This window comes from Vagococcus lutrae (assembly GCF_003987555.1).
Taxonomy (GTDB): domain Bacteria; phylum Bacillota; class Bacilli; order Lactobacillales; family Vagococcaceae; genus Vagococcus_A; species Vagococcus_A lutrae.
In genome coordinates this window covers 147,115-162,963 of record NZ_NGJW01000003.1, presented here as the reverse complement: position 1 = coordinate 162,963, position 15,849 = coordinate 147,115, and the positions used below count along the sequence as shown (strand labels likewise).

Annotated in this window: 13 protein-coding genes and 1 pseudogene; 4 read left to right on the top strand and 10 right to left on the bottom strand. The window is 37.2% G+C overall.

All coding sequences use genetic code 11. The annotated features are described in order from the left end of the window. Positions 1–163: 163 nt before the first annotated feature. Positions 164–601: a DUF6978 family protein gene (locus tag CBF33_RS03565; RefSeq protein ID WP_126761662.1), complete on the top strand. Its 438-nt coding sequence runs from the start codon at positions 164–166 to the stop codon at positions 599–601. A 15-nt stretch (positions 602–616) separates the two neighbouring features. Then, positions 617–1,378: a DUF1828 domain-containing protein gene (locus CBF33_RS03560; protein ID WP_126761660.1), complete on the top strand. Its 762-nt coding sequence runs from the start codon at positions 617–619 to the stop codon at positions 1,376–1,378. An 80-nt stretch (positions 1,379–1,458) separates the two neighbouring features. Here CBF33_RS03560 and CBF33_RS03555 read toward each other — a convergent pair whose 3' ends face one another. Beyond that, positions 1,459–1,653 carry a hypothetical protein gene (locus CBF33_RS03555; RefSeq protein WP_126761658.1) on the bottom strand — a complete coding sequence of 65 codons (195 nt, stop codon included), beginning with the start codon at positions 1,651–1,653 and terminating at the stop codon, positions 1,459–1,461. Positions 1,654–1,841: 188 nt separating this feature from the next. Between CBF33_RS03555 and CBF33_RS03550 the strand changes: the two are divergent. Further along, a pseudogene (locus tag CBF33_RS03550) lies at positions 1,842–2,060 on the top strand (tyrosine-type recombinase/integrase); the annotation flags it as partial. Positions 2,061–2,161: 101 nt separating this feature from the next. On the opposite strand, the gene lepA reads toward CBF33_RS03550, so the two are convergent. After that, on the bottom strand, positions 2,162–3,988 hold the full coding sequence (gene lepA, locus CBF33_RS03545; RefSeq protein WP_126761656.1) for a translation elongation factor 4: 1,827 nt from the start codon (positions 3,986–3,988) through the stop codon (positions 2,162–2,164). A 177-nt stretch (positions 3,989–4,165) separates the two neighbouring features. Between lepA and CBF33_RS03540 the strand changes: the two genes are divergently transcribed. Then, positions 4,166–5,386 (top strand): GNAT family N-acetyltransferase, encoded by a 1,221-nt coding sequence (locus CBF33_RS03540; protein ID WP_126761654.1) that lies wholly within the window; start codon positions 4,166–4,168, stop codon positions 5,384–5,386. A 41-nt stretch (positions 5,387–5,427) separates the two neighbouring features. Here the strand turns inward: CBF33_RS03540 and clpB are convergent, their stop codons facing one another. The 8 genes from clpB to CBF33_RS03500 form a co-directional block, all read right to left on the bottom strand. Further along, positions 5,428–8,019 carry an ATP-dependent chaperone ClpB gene (clpB, locus tag CBF33_RS03535; RefSeq protein ID WP_126761652.1) on the bottom strand — a complete coding sequence of 864 codons (2,592 nt, stop codon included), beginning with the start codon at positions 8,017–8,019 and terminating at the stop codon, positions 5,428–5,430. Between the two features lie 115 nt (positions 8,020–8,134). Then, positions 8,135–8,599 carry a hypothetical protein gene (locus CBF33_RS03530; RefSeq protein WP_126761650.1) on the bottom strand — a complete coding sequence of 155 codons (465 nt, stop codon included), beginning with the start codon at positions 8,597–8,599 and terminating at the stop codon, positions 8,135–8,137. Positions 8,600–8,618: 19 nt separating this feature from the next. After that, positions 8,619–8,900, bottom strand: coding sequence for a DUF1294 domain-containing protein (locus CBF33_RS03525; protein WP_023606146.1), 282 nt, complete (start codon positions 8,898–8,900; stop codon positions 8,619–8,621). Then, positions 8,900–10,138 carry a peptidase T gene (pepT, locus tag CBF33_RS03520; protein WP_126761648.1) on the bottom strand — a complete coding sequence of 413 codons (1,239 nt, stop codon included), beginning with the start codon at positions 10,136–10,138 and terminating at the stop codon, positions 8,900–8,902. The genes CBF33_RS03525 and pepT overlap by 1 nt, the downstream gene beginning before the upstream one ends. A 13-nt stretch (positions 10,139–10,151) precedes the next feature. After that, positions 10,152–10,955 (bottom strand): Nif3-like dinuclear metal center hexameric protein, encoded by an 804-nt coding sequence (locus tag CBF33_RS03515; protein WP_126761646.1) that lies wholly within the window; start codon positions 10,953–10,955, stop codon positions 10,152–10,154. Beyond that, positions 10,945–11,661, bottom strand: a complete 717-nt coding sequence (locus tag CBF33_RS03510) for a tRNA (adenine(22)-N(1))-methyltransferase (protein ID WP_126761644.1) — start codon at positions 11,659–11,661, stop codon at positions 10,945–10,947. The genes CBF33_RS03515 and CBF33_RS03510 overlap by 11 nt, the downstream gene beginning before the upstream one ends. A 30-nt stretch (positions 11,662–11,691) precedes the next feature. After that, complete coding sequence (locus CBF33_RS03505) at positions 11,692–12,117, bottom strand: hypothetical protein (RefSeq protein WP_126761641.1); 426 nt, start codon at positions 12,115–12,117, stop codon at positions 11,692–11,694. A 121-nt stretch (positions 12,118–12,238) separates the two neighbouring features. Next, positions 12,239–15,517: a Cna B-type domain-containing protein gene (locus CBF33_RS03500; RefSeq protein ID WP_170167740.1), complete on the bottom strand. Its 3,279-nt coding sequence runs from the start codon at positions 15,515–15,517 to the stop codon at positions 12,239–12,241. Positions 15,518–15,849: the final 332 nt, after the last annotated feature.

The window sequence follows — 15,849 nt, the reverse complement described above, 5'->3', positions numbered from 1 at the left end:
ATGTTTATCAAGAACCCTACTTCGTTTGAGAAAGAGTTCGAAGTGGGTTGTTTGGCATAGAATACAAAATTATAAATATAATAACAGTAATAAATTAGAACATTCGTTCCTATTTAACAATTTACACTCTGATGGTATTATTTGATAAAGGAGTGTGCTGGTATTGAATGATGAAATTCTGAATGAGATTATCAATTGTTTAAAATCATTAAAGAGTAACTCTCTAAATATTCCTGAGAATAGAAAACAGGCATATACTAAATTTATGAATAATAATGATGAAGAAGATATTTACAAATTGTTGGTTAATAGAAAAGGACGTGTGCGAGAGAATCCTTTGTCTTATACCTTTTTTTCTGAGAAACTCGGAAGAATGATAAGGTTGGATATGACAGGTTCTCCACATGAAGATATACACGAGAATTTGATAGAAACTCCTCATGTGCATATTTTTGATGAAACTCATAATGATGGGAAGATAGTCGAACCATTAAGTTATATTACAGACGAAGTTTTAATTCATGAATTAAGAGATAGTTTAATAGCTATTTTATTATTTTGTAATGTAGACATAGCAAATATACAAATACCTATTGCGTAGAAAGGAGAAATATTTATGAATTCGCAAACAGCTAATTTATTAAAGGAGTATTTTGCGTGGTATGAAAAAAAGTATTCTGTTACAGAATTAGAAAAAGCGAGCGAAATATTAACACCTTTTAAAAATCATATAAATGATCGAATAGCTATTTATATAGAGTACTTGAATTCTGGGAAAATTAGAATTACTGATGATGGAGTAACCATTCAAGAATTAGAAATGGCTGGATTTAAATTAACTGAAACTAGAATGAATTTGTTAGATTCAATAAAAAAAGATTTTGGTATTTCTCAATTTGATGATGAACTTTGCGTTATAGCTGAAAACCCAAAAGATTTCCCTCAAAAAAAACATAACCTAATTCAAGGTATTTTGAAGGTGTATGATCTTTTATTTACTATACAAAGTAAAACAAAAACTATGTTTGCTGAAGATGTATATAGTTTTTTGTATGAAAATGAATTTGGTGGCACTGAAAAACCACACATGATTGGTGCTTCTGGTATACTACATCATGTAGACTATTCAGTAGGAAAAACTAAAAGCAGACCTGATACTATTTTTCAGTTTCTAGGTGACCCCTCATTTGATAGAGTAGCAGCGCAAAAATATGTAAAAGAGGATTTAATAACAAACAAACCACAGACAAAGTACATTTTAATTGGTAACGATTTAAATGGAAAAAAAATTCCTGACAAATCGCTGGCAGTTGCTAAAGATGCTGACTTAAAAATAATTCCATGGTCAAAAAAAGAGAAGTTGTTAGGATATAAATAAAAAGCCGTTAACTAAATTAATAGTTAGCGGCTTTTCACGCTTTCATTTAAGCAAGATCAACTTTTAACATACGCAAAAAATTAATACCACGGGCCCCATGATTCTGTTCTTTTTACTCCGTTATCTTTTCCGATAGCAATATACCCATATCCCTTACTTCTCGGTTGTCTTACCCATACATATCCAGCTTCATGTTTAACGGCATCATATTTTACTTTATCACTCGGATAGATTTTACCAATAATCTTTTCATTCGGTACACAATCTAAAATCATAATAGTTTTATTACCTTGATTAGATTTGAATGTCGCTTTTCAGCATACCAACTGCTAGGTGCCGATTGAGGTTTACTAATTTCTGGTTTAGATGGTACCTCAGTATTGTTCTTTAACCTATAAACATAAAAACCCATTGAGTAAGTTGTACCTTTTCTTTTCTGACTCTCACTTCATTCACAATAGAAAAATATCGGAAAGAAAGTGGTGTAGACTATAACTTTCATTCTTTTAGACACACTCACGCTACGATGCTGCTTGAGAATGGAGCAAAACCAAAAGACATACAAGTAAGACTTGGCCACGCTCGCTTATCAACGACTATGGATACATATGCTCACGTGACTAAAAAAATGAAAAAAGAAACAGTCGATATCTTCGAAAATATACTCTCTCAAAAAGCATAGAAAATGCCCACCAAAGCCATCATATTTTGTATATGGTGGGCAAATGGTGGGCAAACATCATATTTATTTAGTTTAAAAACTTATAAACCTTGCTATTTCAACTATTCATCCTCGTCCATTCTCAAGACGGCCATGAACGCTTCTTGCGGTACTTCTACAGATCCTATTGACTTCATCCGCTTTTTACCTTCTTTTTGTTTCTCAAGAAGTTTACGTTTACGGGAAACGTCACCACCATAACACTTAGCCAAAACGTTTTTCCTTAAGGCTTTGATATTAGAACGTGACACAATTTTTTGTCCGATCGCAGCTTGAACGGGCACTTCAAATTGTTGACGCGGAATAAGTTTTTTCAACTTCTCAACAATCGCGCGACCACGTTCGTAAGAGAAATCGCGATGAACGATGAAGCTTAGTGCATCGACTTTTTCATTATTTAATAAAATATCCATCTTAACAAGACGAGATTCTTTATAACCTATAATCTCGTAATCTAAAGAAGCATACCCTTTTGTATGTGATTTCAGTGTATCAAAGAAATCAAATACAATTTCAGATAGTGGCAATTCATAGACAACATTGACGCGATAGTCATCTAAGTAGTCCATTGTGACAAAGTCGCCACGTTTGCGTTGTGACAGCTCCATAACAGCACCAACATAGTCATTCGGAACCATGATACTAGCTTTTACATAGGGTTCTTCTACTGACTCAATCACACCCGGTTCAGGAAACTCAGCTGGGTTATCCACGATTACCTGTGTGCCATCCGTTTTATTGACATGATAAATAACAGATGGTGCAGTCGTAATAAGTTCTAAATTAAACTCACGTTCTAAACGTTCTTGAATCACATCCATATGGAGCAATCCTAAGAAACCACAACGGAAACCGAAACCAAGAGCTTGTGAAGTTTCTGCTTCATAATCTAAGGCCGAGTCATTTAATTGTAATTTTTCAAGTGCTTCACGTAAATCATTGTATCGAGAATTATCAATTGGATACAAGCCACAGTACACCATCGGGTTCATTTTACGATAACCAGATAACGCTTCTGTTGCTGGATTATCTGCTAAGGTAACAGTATCCCCTACCTGTGTATCCTGTACGGTTTTAATACTTGCAGTAATGTAACCAACATCTCCCACTGATAAAACATCGCGAGCAATAGCTTTCGGTGAAAAGACGCCGACTTCCGTCACTTCAAACTTCTTACCGTTTTGCATTAGCATAATTTCATCACCAGGCTTGACCATACCGTCTACGATACGCACACTCAGTACAACACCACGGTAGCTATCATAAACCGAGTCAAAGATTAACGCTTTTAGCGGTGCTTCAATATCGCCATCCGGAGCTGGAACATTTTCAACAATTTGTTCTAAAATATCTTCAATTCCAATGCCTGATTTAGCACTTGCTAAAACAGCTTCTGATGCGTCAATTCCTACAACATTTTCTATTTCTGCACGGACTTTTTCAGGGTCAGCTGCAGGCAAGTCGATTTTATTGATGACTGGTAAAATTTCCAAGTCGTTATCAACTGCTAAATAAACGTTAGCTAAGGTTTGAGCTTCAATTCCCTGTGCTGCGTCAACAACTAATAATGCCCCTTCACAAGCCGCTAAGCTTCGTGACACTTCATACGTAAAGTCGACGTGACCTGGTGTGTCTATCAAATGAAAAATATATTCTTCGCCGTCTTTAGCTGTATACGTTAATTCGACAGCATTTAGTTTGATAGTAATCCCACGTTCACGTTCTAAATCCATTGAATCTAATAATTGATTTTGCATTTCACGTTCGGACACCGTTTCTGTTTGTTGTAAGATACGGTCAGCCAAGGTAGATTTACCATGGTCTATATGGGCAATAATCGAAAAATTCCTGATTTTCTCTTGTCTTTTTCTCATTTCTTCTAAATTCATTATCTATTCCTACTTTCTACTCAATCACCCTATGATTATAGCAATCTTAAGGCCGATTGTAAAAGTCTTTTGCTATCCCCCTTAAATTTTATCATGTTTTTTAGACAGATGGCATTTATTTCCCTATCTTTTTATTAATTTGGTATACTAAGGCTACCAACAAAGTGAGGGAATAACATGAATCGAGAGCAGATTAAACAAAAATTACAATTAAAAACCGTTGATATATCTCATTTAAGCCAATTTAACGAGTTACTTCGCTACGTTTTTCAAGTGACAGATGCTGATATTGAAGAAGGAGGTTACGAAGACGAGCAAGAAATTGCCCGTGCAAAACGTCCTGTTTTAGCAACGTCGGATGTGATTGGCTGGTTTGATGGAGATGATTTAATTTCACAAATCGCCGTCTATCCGTGTGAAGTTAATATCCACGGTACCCCATTTAACATGGGGGGTGTCACGGGGGTGGGAACTTACCCCGAGTATTCTAATTTAGGCTTGATGAAAGAGCTTATTGAAGTCGCTCTGACTAATATGCGCGAGCGTAATCAATGGATTTCGTACCTATATCCTTATAATATTCCCTATTACAGACGCAAAGGATGGGAAATCATCTCTGATAAAATGACGTTTTCAATAAAGGACTCTCAGCTACCCGCAGTTGTTCCTGTTCCCGGCTATATCGAACGGCTCGACCACGACCATCCTGACGTAAAAAAAGCGTATGATTCCTTTGCAAAACAAACACATGGTGCGATGATTCGCTCAGAACTCAATTGGGATGAATATTGGCGTTGGGAGAACGAAGAAGAACGCATTGCAGCCGTGTATTATGATAGTGAAGACAATCCTACTGGCTTTTGTTTTTATTGGTTAGCTGAAGATACGTTTCATATTAAGGAAATGATTTATTTAAACCAAGAAGCCCGTACTGGTCTTTGGAATTTTATTACCGCTCATTTCTCTATGATTGACCAAGTCGTCGGTAATACATATAAAAATGAGCCGATAGCCTTCACGCTTGATGATAGTGATATCACTGAAACCATTCAGCCTTTCTTTATGGCACGTATTGTAGATGTCGAACAGTTTCTCGCTCACTATCCGTTTGAAAATGAAGCAGAGCCGTTTCATTTTGAGATATTCGACCCCATTGCAAAGTGGAATAACGGGATTTTTTCGGTTAGCTGGACTGAAGAAGGTAACATTCAAGTGACGAATGAACCGATTGGAACCAAAGTAAGTCTTGATATCCAGACGCTCACGACAATGCTGATGAGCTATAAACGTCCACGCTATCTGTATCATTTAGGTCGTATTCAAACAGAAGCAATTGTGATTAAACAACTAGAAAAAATCATTCCAAATCAAACGGCCTACTTTAGTGATTATTTTTAAGAAAAAACACCGTGCACCTCTAATGGGTACACGGTGTTTTCCTATTTTTCAGTTGATTCAAACCTCAATTCATTATTTTCAACGGTAATAGTCACGACCGTATTCGGCATTAAATGACCGGCGATAATCTCTTTTGCTAAAGGTGTTTCGACGTGACGTGTTAAGAAACGTTTAATAGGTCTTGCTCCGTAGATTGGATCATAAGCATTTTCAGCAATCCAGTCTTGAGCAGCTTCAGAAATTTCTAATGTAATTTCTTGTTTTTCTAAACGTTCAGCCAATTGTCGTGTCATCTTCACGATAATTCCTTTAATATCATTCATGCTTAACGGGGTAAATAGAATCGTGTCATCTACTCGGTTTAAAAATTCTGGTCTAAAGTGACTTTGCAGCAATTGCATGACACTCTCTTGAGTACTTTCCGTGATTTTACCGTCTTCGACCCCTTCTAATAGAAGTTGTGAACCAATGTTACTTGTCATAATTAACACGGTATTTTTAAAATCAACCACGCGTCCTTTAGAATCTGTTAGACGACCGTCATCCAATACTTGTAGTAGTATATTAAAGACATCCGGATGCGCTTTTTCAATCTCATCAAAAAGAATAACGGAGTACGGTTGACGACGTATCGTTTCAGTTAACTGACCGCCTTCTTCATGTCCTACATATCCTGGAGGAGCACCGATTAAACGAGAAACACTGTGTTTTTCCATGTACTCACTCATATCAATGCGCATCATATGTTCTTCTGAATCAAATAGATTCTCTGCTAAAGCTTTGGCTAATTCTGTTTTACCTACCCCCGTTGGTCCTAAGAATATAAATGAGCCTAATGGTCGGTTTGGATCATGCAAGCCTGCTCTCGAACGTATAACAGCATCTGCAACGGCGTCTACTGCTTCGTCCTGACCGATAACACGTTGATGTAACGTTTCATTCAAGCGAAGTAATTTATCGCGTTCACCTTCGACTAAGCGTGACACTGGGATACCTGTTAAGCGTTCAACTACAACGGATATTTCTTCGTCTGTTACTGATTCTTGTACAAGGCGACTATCATTTGCAGCATTTTTTTCTTCTAGTTCTTTTAATTCTTTTTCAAGTTGTGGAATCGTGCCATGACGTAAAACAGCGGCTTTTTCTAAGTCATAATCATTTTCGGCATCTTCCAACTGACGTCGTGCTTGTTCGAGTTCACCACGCTTTTGACTAACTTTATTGACTTCTTCTTTCTCTGTTTCCCATTTCATCTTGAGATTATTCGTTTCTTCTCTCAATTCTGCCAGTTCTTCTTGTAAAATAGCTAAGCGTTTCTTACTTGCATCATCATGTTCTTTTTTCAAAGCAGCTTCTTCAATCTCAAGTTGCATTAAACGACGAGTCACTTGGTCTAACTCAGTTGGCATAGAGTTCATTTCCACGCGAATGGTCGCACATGCTTCGTCGACTAAATCAATCGCTTTATCTGGTAAAAAGCGGTCGGTTAAATAGCGGTTGGATAGGGTTGCCGCAGCAACTAACGCATTATCATTAATATTGACACCATGATGCACTTCAAAACGCTCTTTTAATCCTCTCAGAATACTAATCGTATCCTCAACAGTTGGCTCGGGTACTAATACACGTTGGAAACGTCGTTCTAACGCTTTGTCTTTTTCCATATATTCACGATACTCGTCAAGCGTTGTCGCTCCAATACAATGTAGCTCTCCACGTGCTAACATCGGTTTTAATAAGTTACCAGCGTCCATACTGCCTTCTGTTTTACCAGCTCCGACAATATTATGTATCTCATCAATAAAGAGAATAATCTGCCCGTCACTCTTTTTGACTTCTTTAAGAACTGCTTTTAATCGTTCTTCAAACTCACCGCGGTACTTAGCTCCCGCAATTAATGCACCCATATCGAGCGAGAAGATTGTTTTATCTTTTAAATTTTCAGGGACATCTTTGCGCACGATTCGCTGTGCTAATCCTTCTACAATAGCGGTTTTACCAACACCTGGCTCCCCTAGTAATACAGGATTATTTTTTGTCTTTCGTGACAAGATGCGAATCACATCACGGATTTCATCATCACGTCCGATAATTGGGTCTTGTTTTCCTTCACGTACTTGTTTAACTAAATCAATACCATACTTGTCTAAAGCATCGTACTGGTCTTCTTGGTTAGCGGAAGTGACACGTTCACCATTTCTCATCTCATCAATCCTTTCTTTTATTTTTCTATCATCGACATTATAAGTGTTTAAAAATTGACTTAGTGGATAGTGCTTCATCTTGGCTAAAGCTAAAAGTAAAACATCCGTTGAAAGATAATCATCGTTAAACGAAGCTTTTATCTCATTAGCGGATTGAAATAGATGACCAAGGTTTTGACTAAATGATTGGCCATACTGCACATTTTGACCTTCGATTACGGGTAATTCATCTAAGACAGTTTCAATCTTTTGTTGAAACTCTTCCATCGGAACACCTAAATCTTGATAAAAGTTATAAGAAAATTCACCCGGTTGTACGAATGATTTCCATAAGTGGGCCACATCGATTTCTTGATGATGTCGCATCATCGCAATTTGCTGAGCTTGTCCAAGTGCTTCTTGAACAGCCGTTGTCATTTGTTCTGCCATAGGGTTCCCTCCTTTAATCTTTTACAATTATTATTATATCTCTTTGGTCAATAAAGGTCAAAGAAAAACTATTAAAAAAAACTTACTTGAGAACACTTGCTCCCAAGTAAGTTTCTTATTGATAAAAGTGAAAACCTTCTTCTTTTAAATAACTCTCTGCTGCCTCTTTTGTTTTAAAGACCGCTTCGACACTTCCTGATGTCATAATCACAACCCATGCAAGGTTTTGATGTTGTAACTTCAATTCATCCGCGCGATCATCTCGCCACACTTCTGTGTAGCCCTCTTCAAAACCATTCGGTAATTTTTGTAAATAATCCATTGCCTCATTTACCAATAATCGAATCGTTTTTTCATCTTCATCAATCGCACTGATATAACCACTTTGCGTCTCAGACGCTGGTAAATACCCTGCATAAATCATCACATTATGACTTTTAGGATGAAGATTTTTCACGACCACTGTTTTGGCTACTTGACTATCTTCATAATGATAGTTTAAACGATTCATCGATATAGCCTGTACCGTTAATTCTGGGTAAGAGTCGAATATGGCTTTTTTCTCACTAAATGATAACATGCTTAATTCCTTTCAAATGCTATTTAATCCACCCAAGATAGGTGCCAAGTAATATCAATCCAATGATTGTCCCTAATTGGAAAATTATCACAAAACGTTTGCGTTCGCGTTTATGCTGAAACATACTCATCGCAAGTAATCCCGCAACGCCACCACCTAACAATCCAGCAGTCAACATTTGCCATTCAGGAATTCGCCATCCATCTTTTTTTGCTTGTTGCCAATCTAAATACATGATAAAAAACAAGTAAAGATTTACAAATAGCAAGTAGGCTGGTATTGGGGATGAAGAAAAAAACATTACGCTTTTTCCTCATTCAATCGTACAATTTCAACAATGACATCCGTTGCTTTTTCCATGCTCTCAACCGCTACATATTCAAAGCGACCATGCATGTTTTCACCACCTGCAAAAATGTTAGGTGTCGGTAGTCCCATATAGGAAATCTTAGACCCATCTGTTCCCCCACGTACAGGTTCTGTATTAGGCTCAATACCTAATAATGTCATAGCTTCTTTTGCTAAATCAATAATACTCATATCTTTCTCAATAATTTCTTTCATATTGTAATATTGATCAGACATTTCAACTAAAACACGCTCTTCATCAAAGCGACTGTTAAGTTCTTTTTGAATATCTAAAATCATTTGTTTGCGTGCTTCAAATTTTTCACGATCATGATCACGGATAATATAGCTCATCGTAGCTTCTTCTTCATTACCTGCTAATTGCATCAAGTGGAAAAAGCCTTCGTATCCTTCTGTTTTTTCAGGCACTTCATCTGCCGGTAAAGCATTGTCAAAATCAATCGCCAGTTTCAAAGCATTAATCATTGTATCTTTAGCAGTTCCAGGGTGGACATTTTTACCTTGAATAGTAATTTTCGCTTGAGCAGCACTAAATGTTTCATATTGCAACTCACCTACTGGTCCGCCGTCCATCGTAAAGGCAAAATCAACATCAAAATCTTCTACATCGAAGTGATTTGCACCAGTGCCGATTTCTTCATCTGGACCAAACGCCACTTTTACTTTTCCATGTTTAATCGTTGGCGAGTTCAATAAAATTTCCATTGCCGTCATAATTTCAGCAATACCCGCTTTATCATCCGCCCCTAAAAGAGTGCTGCCATCTGTGGTAATCAGCGTTTGGCCTTTATAGTTTTTAAGGTTAGGAAAATCTTTAACTGTTAGTTTATATTTACCTTCTTTATCTAAAGGAATATCAGATTTCCCGTCATAATTTTCTACAAATTGAGGGGAAACGCCGACTGCATTGAAATCTGCTGTATCCATGTGTGCAATAAACCCAATACTGCGGACATTTTCTTTGTCTGTATTACTTGGCAATTCTGCTGTAACAAAGCCATTTTTCTCATTATATTTGACATCGGATAAACCTAGTTCTTTTAATTCTTCTACTAGCGTTTTAGCAAATGCCACTTGGGATTCTGTAGAAGGAATCGTCGTGCTTTCTGGATTAGAACGTGTTTCTGTTTTGACGTATTTGATAAAACGTGGTACTAAATTGTCGTACATAGTATCTCTCCTCTTAATAAAATTTGAATGGATTTGTGTTTTCTTCAGAATAACAAATCTCTACATCCCAATTATACTCTTTTTTCCAATTTTGACACATATTTGCAATATGTTTCTTAGAATAGGCTTCAATGTAGTGGCCTGCATCGATAACCGTAAGACCGTCTGCTATCATATCGTGCCCCGTATGATAATAGACATCTCCGGTAATATATACATCGGCCCCTTTTTTCAGCGCCTCTCGGTAAAACTTCTCACCGCTCCCCCCACATATTGCTACGCAACTCACTGGCTTATCTTCTACCGGACTAATGACACGCAAGCCATCAAGCTGAAAGGTCTCTTTCACATGCTGAATCATTTCTTGTAATGACATCGGCTCATCTAATTCCCCGATTCTACCAATTCCATAGCTATGCCCATCAATAAAGTGAGTTTCTTTAATATAACTTGTCCTCTTTATTCCTAACAATTCACAAAACCAGTCATTTAAACCATCCGGCACGATATCCATATTAGTATGTGCTGCATAAACTGCAATATCGTGTTTTAAAAGATCCGCATACATCTTCGTTTGAGGACTATCTATGACTAAATCACGAACTGGTCGAAAAATAGGCGGATGCTTCGCAATAAGCAAATCAATGTTCTTTTCAATGGCTTCCGCTACTACTTCTGGTCGCACATCTAAAGTAATCATGACACGCTCTATTTCCTTATCTAAGGTTCCTATCTGTAAACCAACTGGATCGCCCTCTTCTGCTAGGTACAAAGGAAAATGTCGCTCAAACTGTTGAATAAATACCTCAGCATTCATCCACTTTTATCTCCTCTCTAATCCAATGTAATTCTTGTTCAATAAATTTTATACGCTCGTGTTGCGACACTGTTGCTTTTTTAAGTTGCTCTAAAACATAACATCTTTTTTGATACTCGTCGCACCATTTCTTAACAAAGACAGATGATTTTTCTTTTAATAAATAAGGCCCGAAAAACAACTCTTTATCAGTTAATACGGTGTTGTCATTATCGCGCTCTGCAACAATAACTTCATAACGTTTACCATCTTCTTCAATTAACTCTTCCGCCAATATCTCGTAGCGATTGACTTGTAACCAAACCCTTAACGATTTTTCAGCAACATTGGGTTGTAAAATCAATCGTTCTTTTCCCGTTAACTTTTTATTTCGTTTACCTCGTTCTAGTATATCGCGAATTAAAACACCGCCCATACCAGCAATGGTAATGACACTAATCTCATCTTGTTCTGGTTGAATAACATCTAAACCATCCCCAAGACGAACAGAAATTACCTGTTCTAAATCGTTCTTTTGTACGACTTTCTTTGCTGACTGATAAGGCCCCTTTACGACCTCTCCAGCCAACCCAAAATCTAAACGACCATTCAAATATAACCAAGTTGGCAAATAACCATGGTCTGAGCCAATATCTGCTAAACGGCTCCTTCTAGGTACGTAATTTGCCACAATTTGTAATCTCTTTGATAAATGTGCTTCATTCATAGTTAGTATCCATCCATTTCAATCTTCGTTCTATTTATTAACCCTTGAAACTGCCACGACAGAGTTCCCAGGTATTTGAGGGGGTAAAGAATTCGTCATGATAGGTGTTTCAGATAGTGTCACACTGACTGATTCTCCCTTTTTCAACTCGTCGACTGTTAAGCCGTCTTTTAATTGGTCTTCAGAAATATTTAACTGTACACCTTGCTCGCCTACCATTTTAGAAATCTCTTCAGAATCTTGTATCGGGTCAATTTGTTCAATCATCACCATAATGGTTTCTTGACTTTTCGTTGCATCTTCTTTCACAGTAGCATGCCACACTGTTTCAGAATCTGTTTGTGTTTCTACTATTGATTCTTCTGTTGCTTCACTCACATCTTCTGTTTTATTTTGACACGCAACTAAAAACAATGTTCCTAAAAGTAACGTTGTGCCAATCATTATTTTTTTCAAATCGCTCACCCCTTAGTTTTTTTCTTAGTACTCATTGTAACAGTTTTACCTCTCTTTAACTACCTATAACAAACACTTCTAAAAAAAAACTTCTTAGAAAATTTTCTAAGAAGTTTTTATATTATTCTTTCATATGTTTCTCATAGCCATAAAATAAACTCATTGCTACCATGATTAAACCTAGCATCGTCAGTAGTACTGATTGATTTTCGTTCAGCTGTGGTAGTTGATTCGTAGATTTTTCTTCCTTTTTATCACTATCACTTACTGACTCTACTGGTTTTGATGGGCTTGAACTTTTCGGTTCTGTTGGTTCCGTTGGTTCTGTTGGTTCTGTTGGTTCTGTTGGCTCCGTTGGTTCTGTTGGCTCCGTTGGTTCCATTGGCTCTGTCGGCTTCGTTGGTTCTTCTGGTTCCGTCGGCTCTGTCGGCTTCGTTGGTTCTGTTGGCTCTGTCGGTTCCGTCGGTTCTGTTGGTTCCGTTGGTTCTGTTGGCTCTGTCGGCTTCGTTGGTTCTGTTGGTTCCGTTGGTTCTGTTGGCTCTGTCGGCTTCGTTGGTTCCTCTGGTTCCGTCGGCTCTGTCGGTTTCGTTGGTTCCTCTGGTTCCGTTGGCTCTGTCGGTTTCGTTGGTTCCTCTGGTTCCGTTGGCTCTGTCGGTTTCGTTGGTTCCTCTGGTTCCGTTGGCTCTGTCGGCTTCGTTGGTTCTTCTGGTTCCGTCGGCTCTGTCGGTTTCGTTGGTTCTTCTGGTTCCGTCGGCTCTGTCGGCTTCGTTGGTTCCTCTGGTTCCGTTGGCTCTGTCGGTTTCGTTGGTTCTTCTGGTTCCGTTGGTTCTTCTGGTTCCGTCGGCTCCTCTGGTTCTTCTGGTTCCTCTGGTTCTTCTGGTAAAACAATTGGATCTTCTGGATCATAAGTATTCGTAATTGTCATTCCGTTTACAGTAGAAATATAATCATTTGGAACATAAATCTCCGCAACTGTGTAGTTATAACGATTTCCTAAACGATCAGTTTCCGGTAAATCTTTCCATGTATACGTTGTCTCTCCATCCATTAGTTTGATAACTTCGCCATAGGCATTTCCATTTTGATAAAGCTGAACTTCGATAGTTGGTTTAACAATGGAACCACCTACCCAAACTTTTTCCATCGTAATATCTGTTTTAGGAACAACATACGTATTAGTAATAACAAAATCATCGATTGAAACATTGTAGTCACTTGGTACGTTTACTTCTGAAACAGAATAAATGAAGTCATTTCCGTTTGAGTCAGTTAACGGTAGATTATCCCATGTATATTCTGTCTCTCCGTTTTCTAAAGTAATAGCTTCACCATAGTTTTGACCATTTTGTTTAAGTTGAATTTGTATCGCTGGTTTTTCAGCTGGTCCATCAACCCAAACTTTTTTAACAGTTTTAGATGTCTCTGGGCTAACATAAGTATTAGTAATGATATTTCCTTCAATTGAAGCTTCATAATTTTCTGGTACATTTACTTCTTTTACAGTGTACTGATAATCTTCTCCATGCTCATCTGTTTCATCTAAATCAGTCCATGTATAAGTCGTTTTACCATCTTCCAATACTACTGTCTCGCCAAATGCTTCATCATTTTGATAAAGTTGTAATTCGATAGTTGGTTTAACTTCTGGTCCACCTACCCAAACTTTTTCAGCAGTATAAGATACTTTATCTTTCTTGGCATTCACTACTACCACTTTGCCATCTTCATAAGTATAAGTTGGTTCTTTAAATTTTTTCGCAACTTTTTTATCAATAATCGTTTCTTTTACAGTGTATTCAATTTCTTCATCGGTATCTTTACCATCTTCATCTAAAACATATTTTTGTAGCTGTTTAAATGTAAATGACTCTCTACCATTTTTAAAGATAGCTGTTCTTATAGGTTCTTTATTTCCTTTTTCAAATAATTCCACCAATATATCAGGCTTTTCTTCATCATCCGCTAACCCAACCCATTGTTTTTCTACTGTTATTTGAGTCAATTCTGGCGTTTCTTCTGGTAATTTATCATTTTCAATAACTATTTCATACGATTGAATTTCATCGTCAAATTTTACAAGTACCCATTTGTCTTCTTCTAGTTTTTGATAACCTGAAGGAGCTTTTATTTCGGTTACTTTATACTTACCTTCTAATACTTTATCTCCATACATACCGCCTTCAACTTTTGCTACGCCATTTTCATCCGTCGTAACAGTAAATGCTTGATCAGGGTATGTACCATGTACTAAGCGGAATTCAGCTCCCGCTAATCCCTCACCTGTGTCACTATCAATTTTTTTCAATGTTAGATAGCCTTGTGCGTTTGTCGCACTTCCCCACCCAGATGCATAGTATTCAGCACTTGCTTCTGACTCTCGCTCATGATCGCCTGCTTTTCCGTATATCGTATTATTTAACATCACGTATTGCTCGTCCGATGTACCATCATACTGAGTTTTATATTCTAGTTCGTAATATGATCTGACCATCTTTCCATTTGAGTCCAGTCCTATGTCACGCGTATGAACCGTCACATCAAACCCCTTATCATGAGTTGTTAAAAGTAGGGAGTCTGTTACATCCGTCTTGTCTTCGCCATCTGGACCTGTAATAGCTGGAAACACATTAGTGCCATTTGTAAAACGTTCATAAACACGGACACTGTCTTTTATTAAAACATGGTGATCGCCAATCTTATCTTGAACGTTTATCTCTCCAACGTGTTTACCATCATAGTTAACACGTAGATACCAAGTCACGATTCCCGTTGAATAATCAACTGCACCCATAGCTCCTTTTTGAACTAAATCTTCAGTTATCGGATCGCCATTAGGAATATATTGGTCTTCGATTCCAACTTCAGACCCTTGACCTACGTTGATCGTACCAAGATTAATTGTATGTTGATTATCCGATTCAAAAACAAGTGGTACATCCGTAGCTGTGTCATTGTCATGTTCGTCGACTGTAAATCCAAGCATGAAACCGCCTTTACGGTTTTTCATTCCTTCTATTTCATCTGTAAACGTAAAAACAAACCCTTGTTTACTCGCATCATAGCGACCTGTTCCATAAATAATTCCCGTTTTAGGATCTTTCAATTCAATCGGCATATCTTTAGGTGTCAACCCTTCGGGAATTTTTAACTCAAACGTATCGCCTGCTTCCCACATCTTCTCAGCGTTATCTTCAGGCAATTCCCAATCAGCACTTATCATAATGGAATTTCCTGGTTTATATGATTCTTGCTTCTTCGGAATGATTGTGAGATTTTTTATCACGCTGTCATTTTCTGAAGCTTTGAAAAGCGTCATAGTAGGTGATAATAATGAGAACACCATTGAGAAAACTATGATTAACGCCATACTTGATTGTTTAGTCAATTTAAATTTATGCATTTCCTTCATCCTTTTCTTTTTAGTTCAGATAAAGATTACCGTGTTTATTTAATCCGGCTTTCTTTTTCATCTGCCATCTAAGATACCAACAAAGGAATTTTATTCCAATTCACTTTTTGCGGATTCATGTGCAAAAAATGAATTGATTGTGATTTTATAATTACATATTTATTCCATGTATATCAATAAGTAAAGCTATTTACTAATATTGAACATCACAATGTTGTTCTATTTATTTATCACAATATTTTTAATAATAAATTATTAAGCGGTTACAATATTGATAAGATAATTATTTTGTAAAATTATATTTCAATCTTTTGTTTAGTGAT

Coding starts and splice junctions, on each gene's coding strand:
- lepA (WP_126761656.1), bottom strand. CDS start 3,988: ATGAATTTAGAAGAAATGAGAAAAAGACAAGAGAAAATCAGGAATTTT.
- CBF33_RS03500 (WP_170167740.1), bottom strand. CDS start 15,517: ATGCATAAATTTAAATTGACTAAACAATCAAGTATGGCGTTAATCATA.
- CBF33_RS03510 (WP_126761644.1), bottom strand. CDS start 11,661: ATGAATGAAGCACATTTATCAAAGAGATTACAAATTGTGGCAAATTAC.
- CBF33_RS03560 (WP_126761660.1), top strand. CDS start 617: ATGAATTCGCAAACAGCTAATTTATTAAAGGAGTATTTTGCGTGGTAT.
- pepT (WP_126761648.1), bottom strand. CDS start 10,138: ATGTACGACAATTTAGTACCACGTTTTATCAAATACGTCAAAACAGAA.
- CBF33_RS03515 (WP_126761646.1), bottom strand. CDS start 10,955: ATGAATGCTGAGGTATTTATTCAACAGTTTGAGCGACATTTTCCTTTG.
- CBF33_RS03540 (WP_126761654.1), top strand. CDS start 4,166: ATGAATCGAGAGCAGATTAAACAAAAATTACAATTAAAAACCGTTGAT.
- CBF33_RS03530 (WP_126761650.1), bottom strand. CDS start 8,599: ATGTTATCATTTAGTGAGAAAAAAGCCATATTCGACTCTTACCCAGAA.
- CBF33_RS03525 (WP_023606146.1), bottom strand. CDS start 8,900: ATGTTTTTTTCTTCATCCCCAATACCAGCCTACTTGCTATTTGTAAAT.
- clpB (WP_126761652.1), bottom strand. CDS start 8,019: ATGGCAGAACAAATGACAACGGCTGTTCAAGAAGCACTTGGACAAGCT.
- CBF33_RS03555 (WP_126761658.1), bottom strand. CDS start 1,653: ATGATTTTAGATTGTGTACCGAATGAAAAGATTATTGGTAAAATCTAT.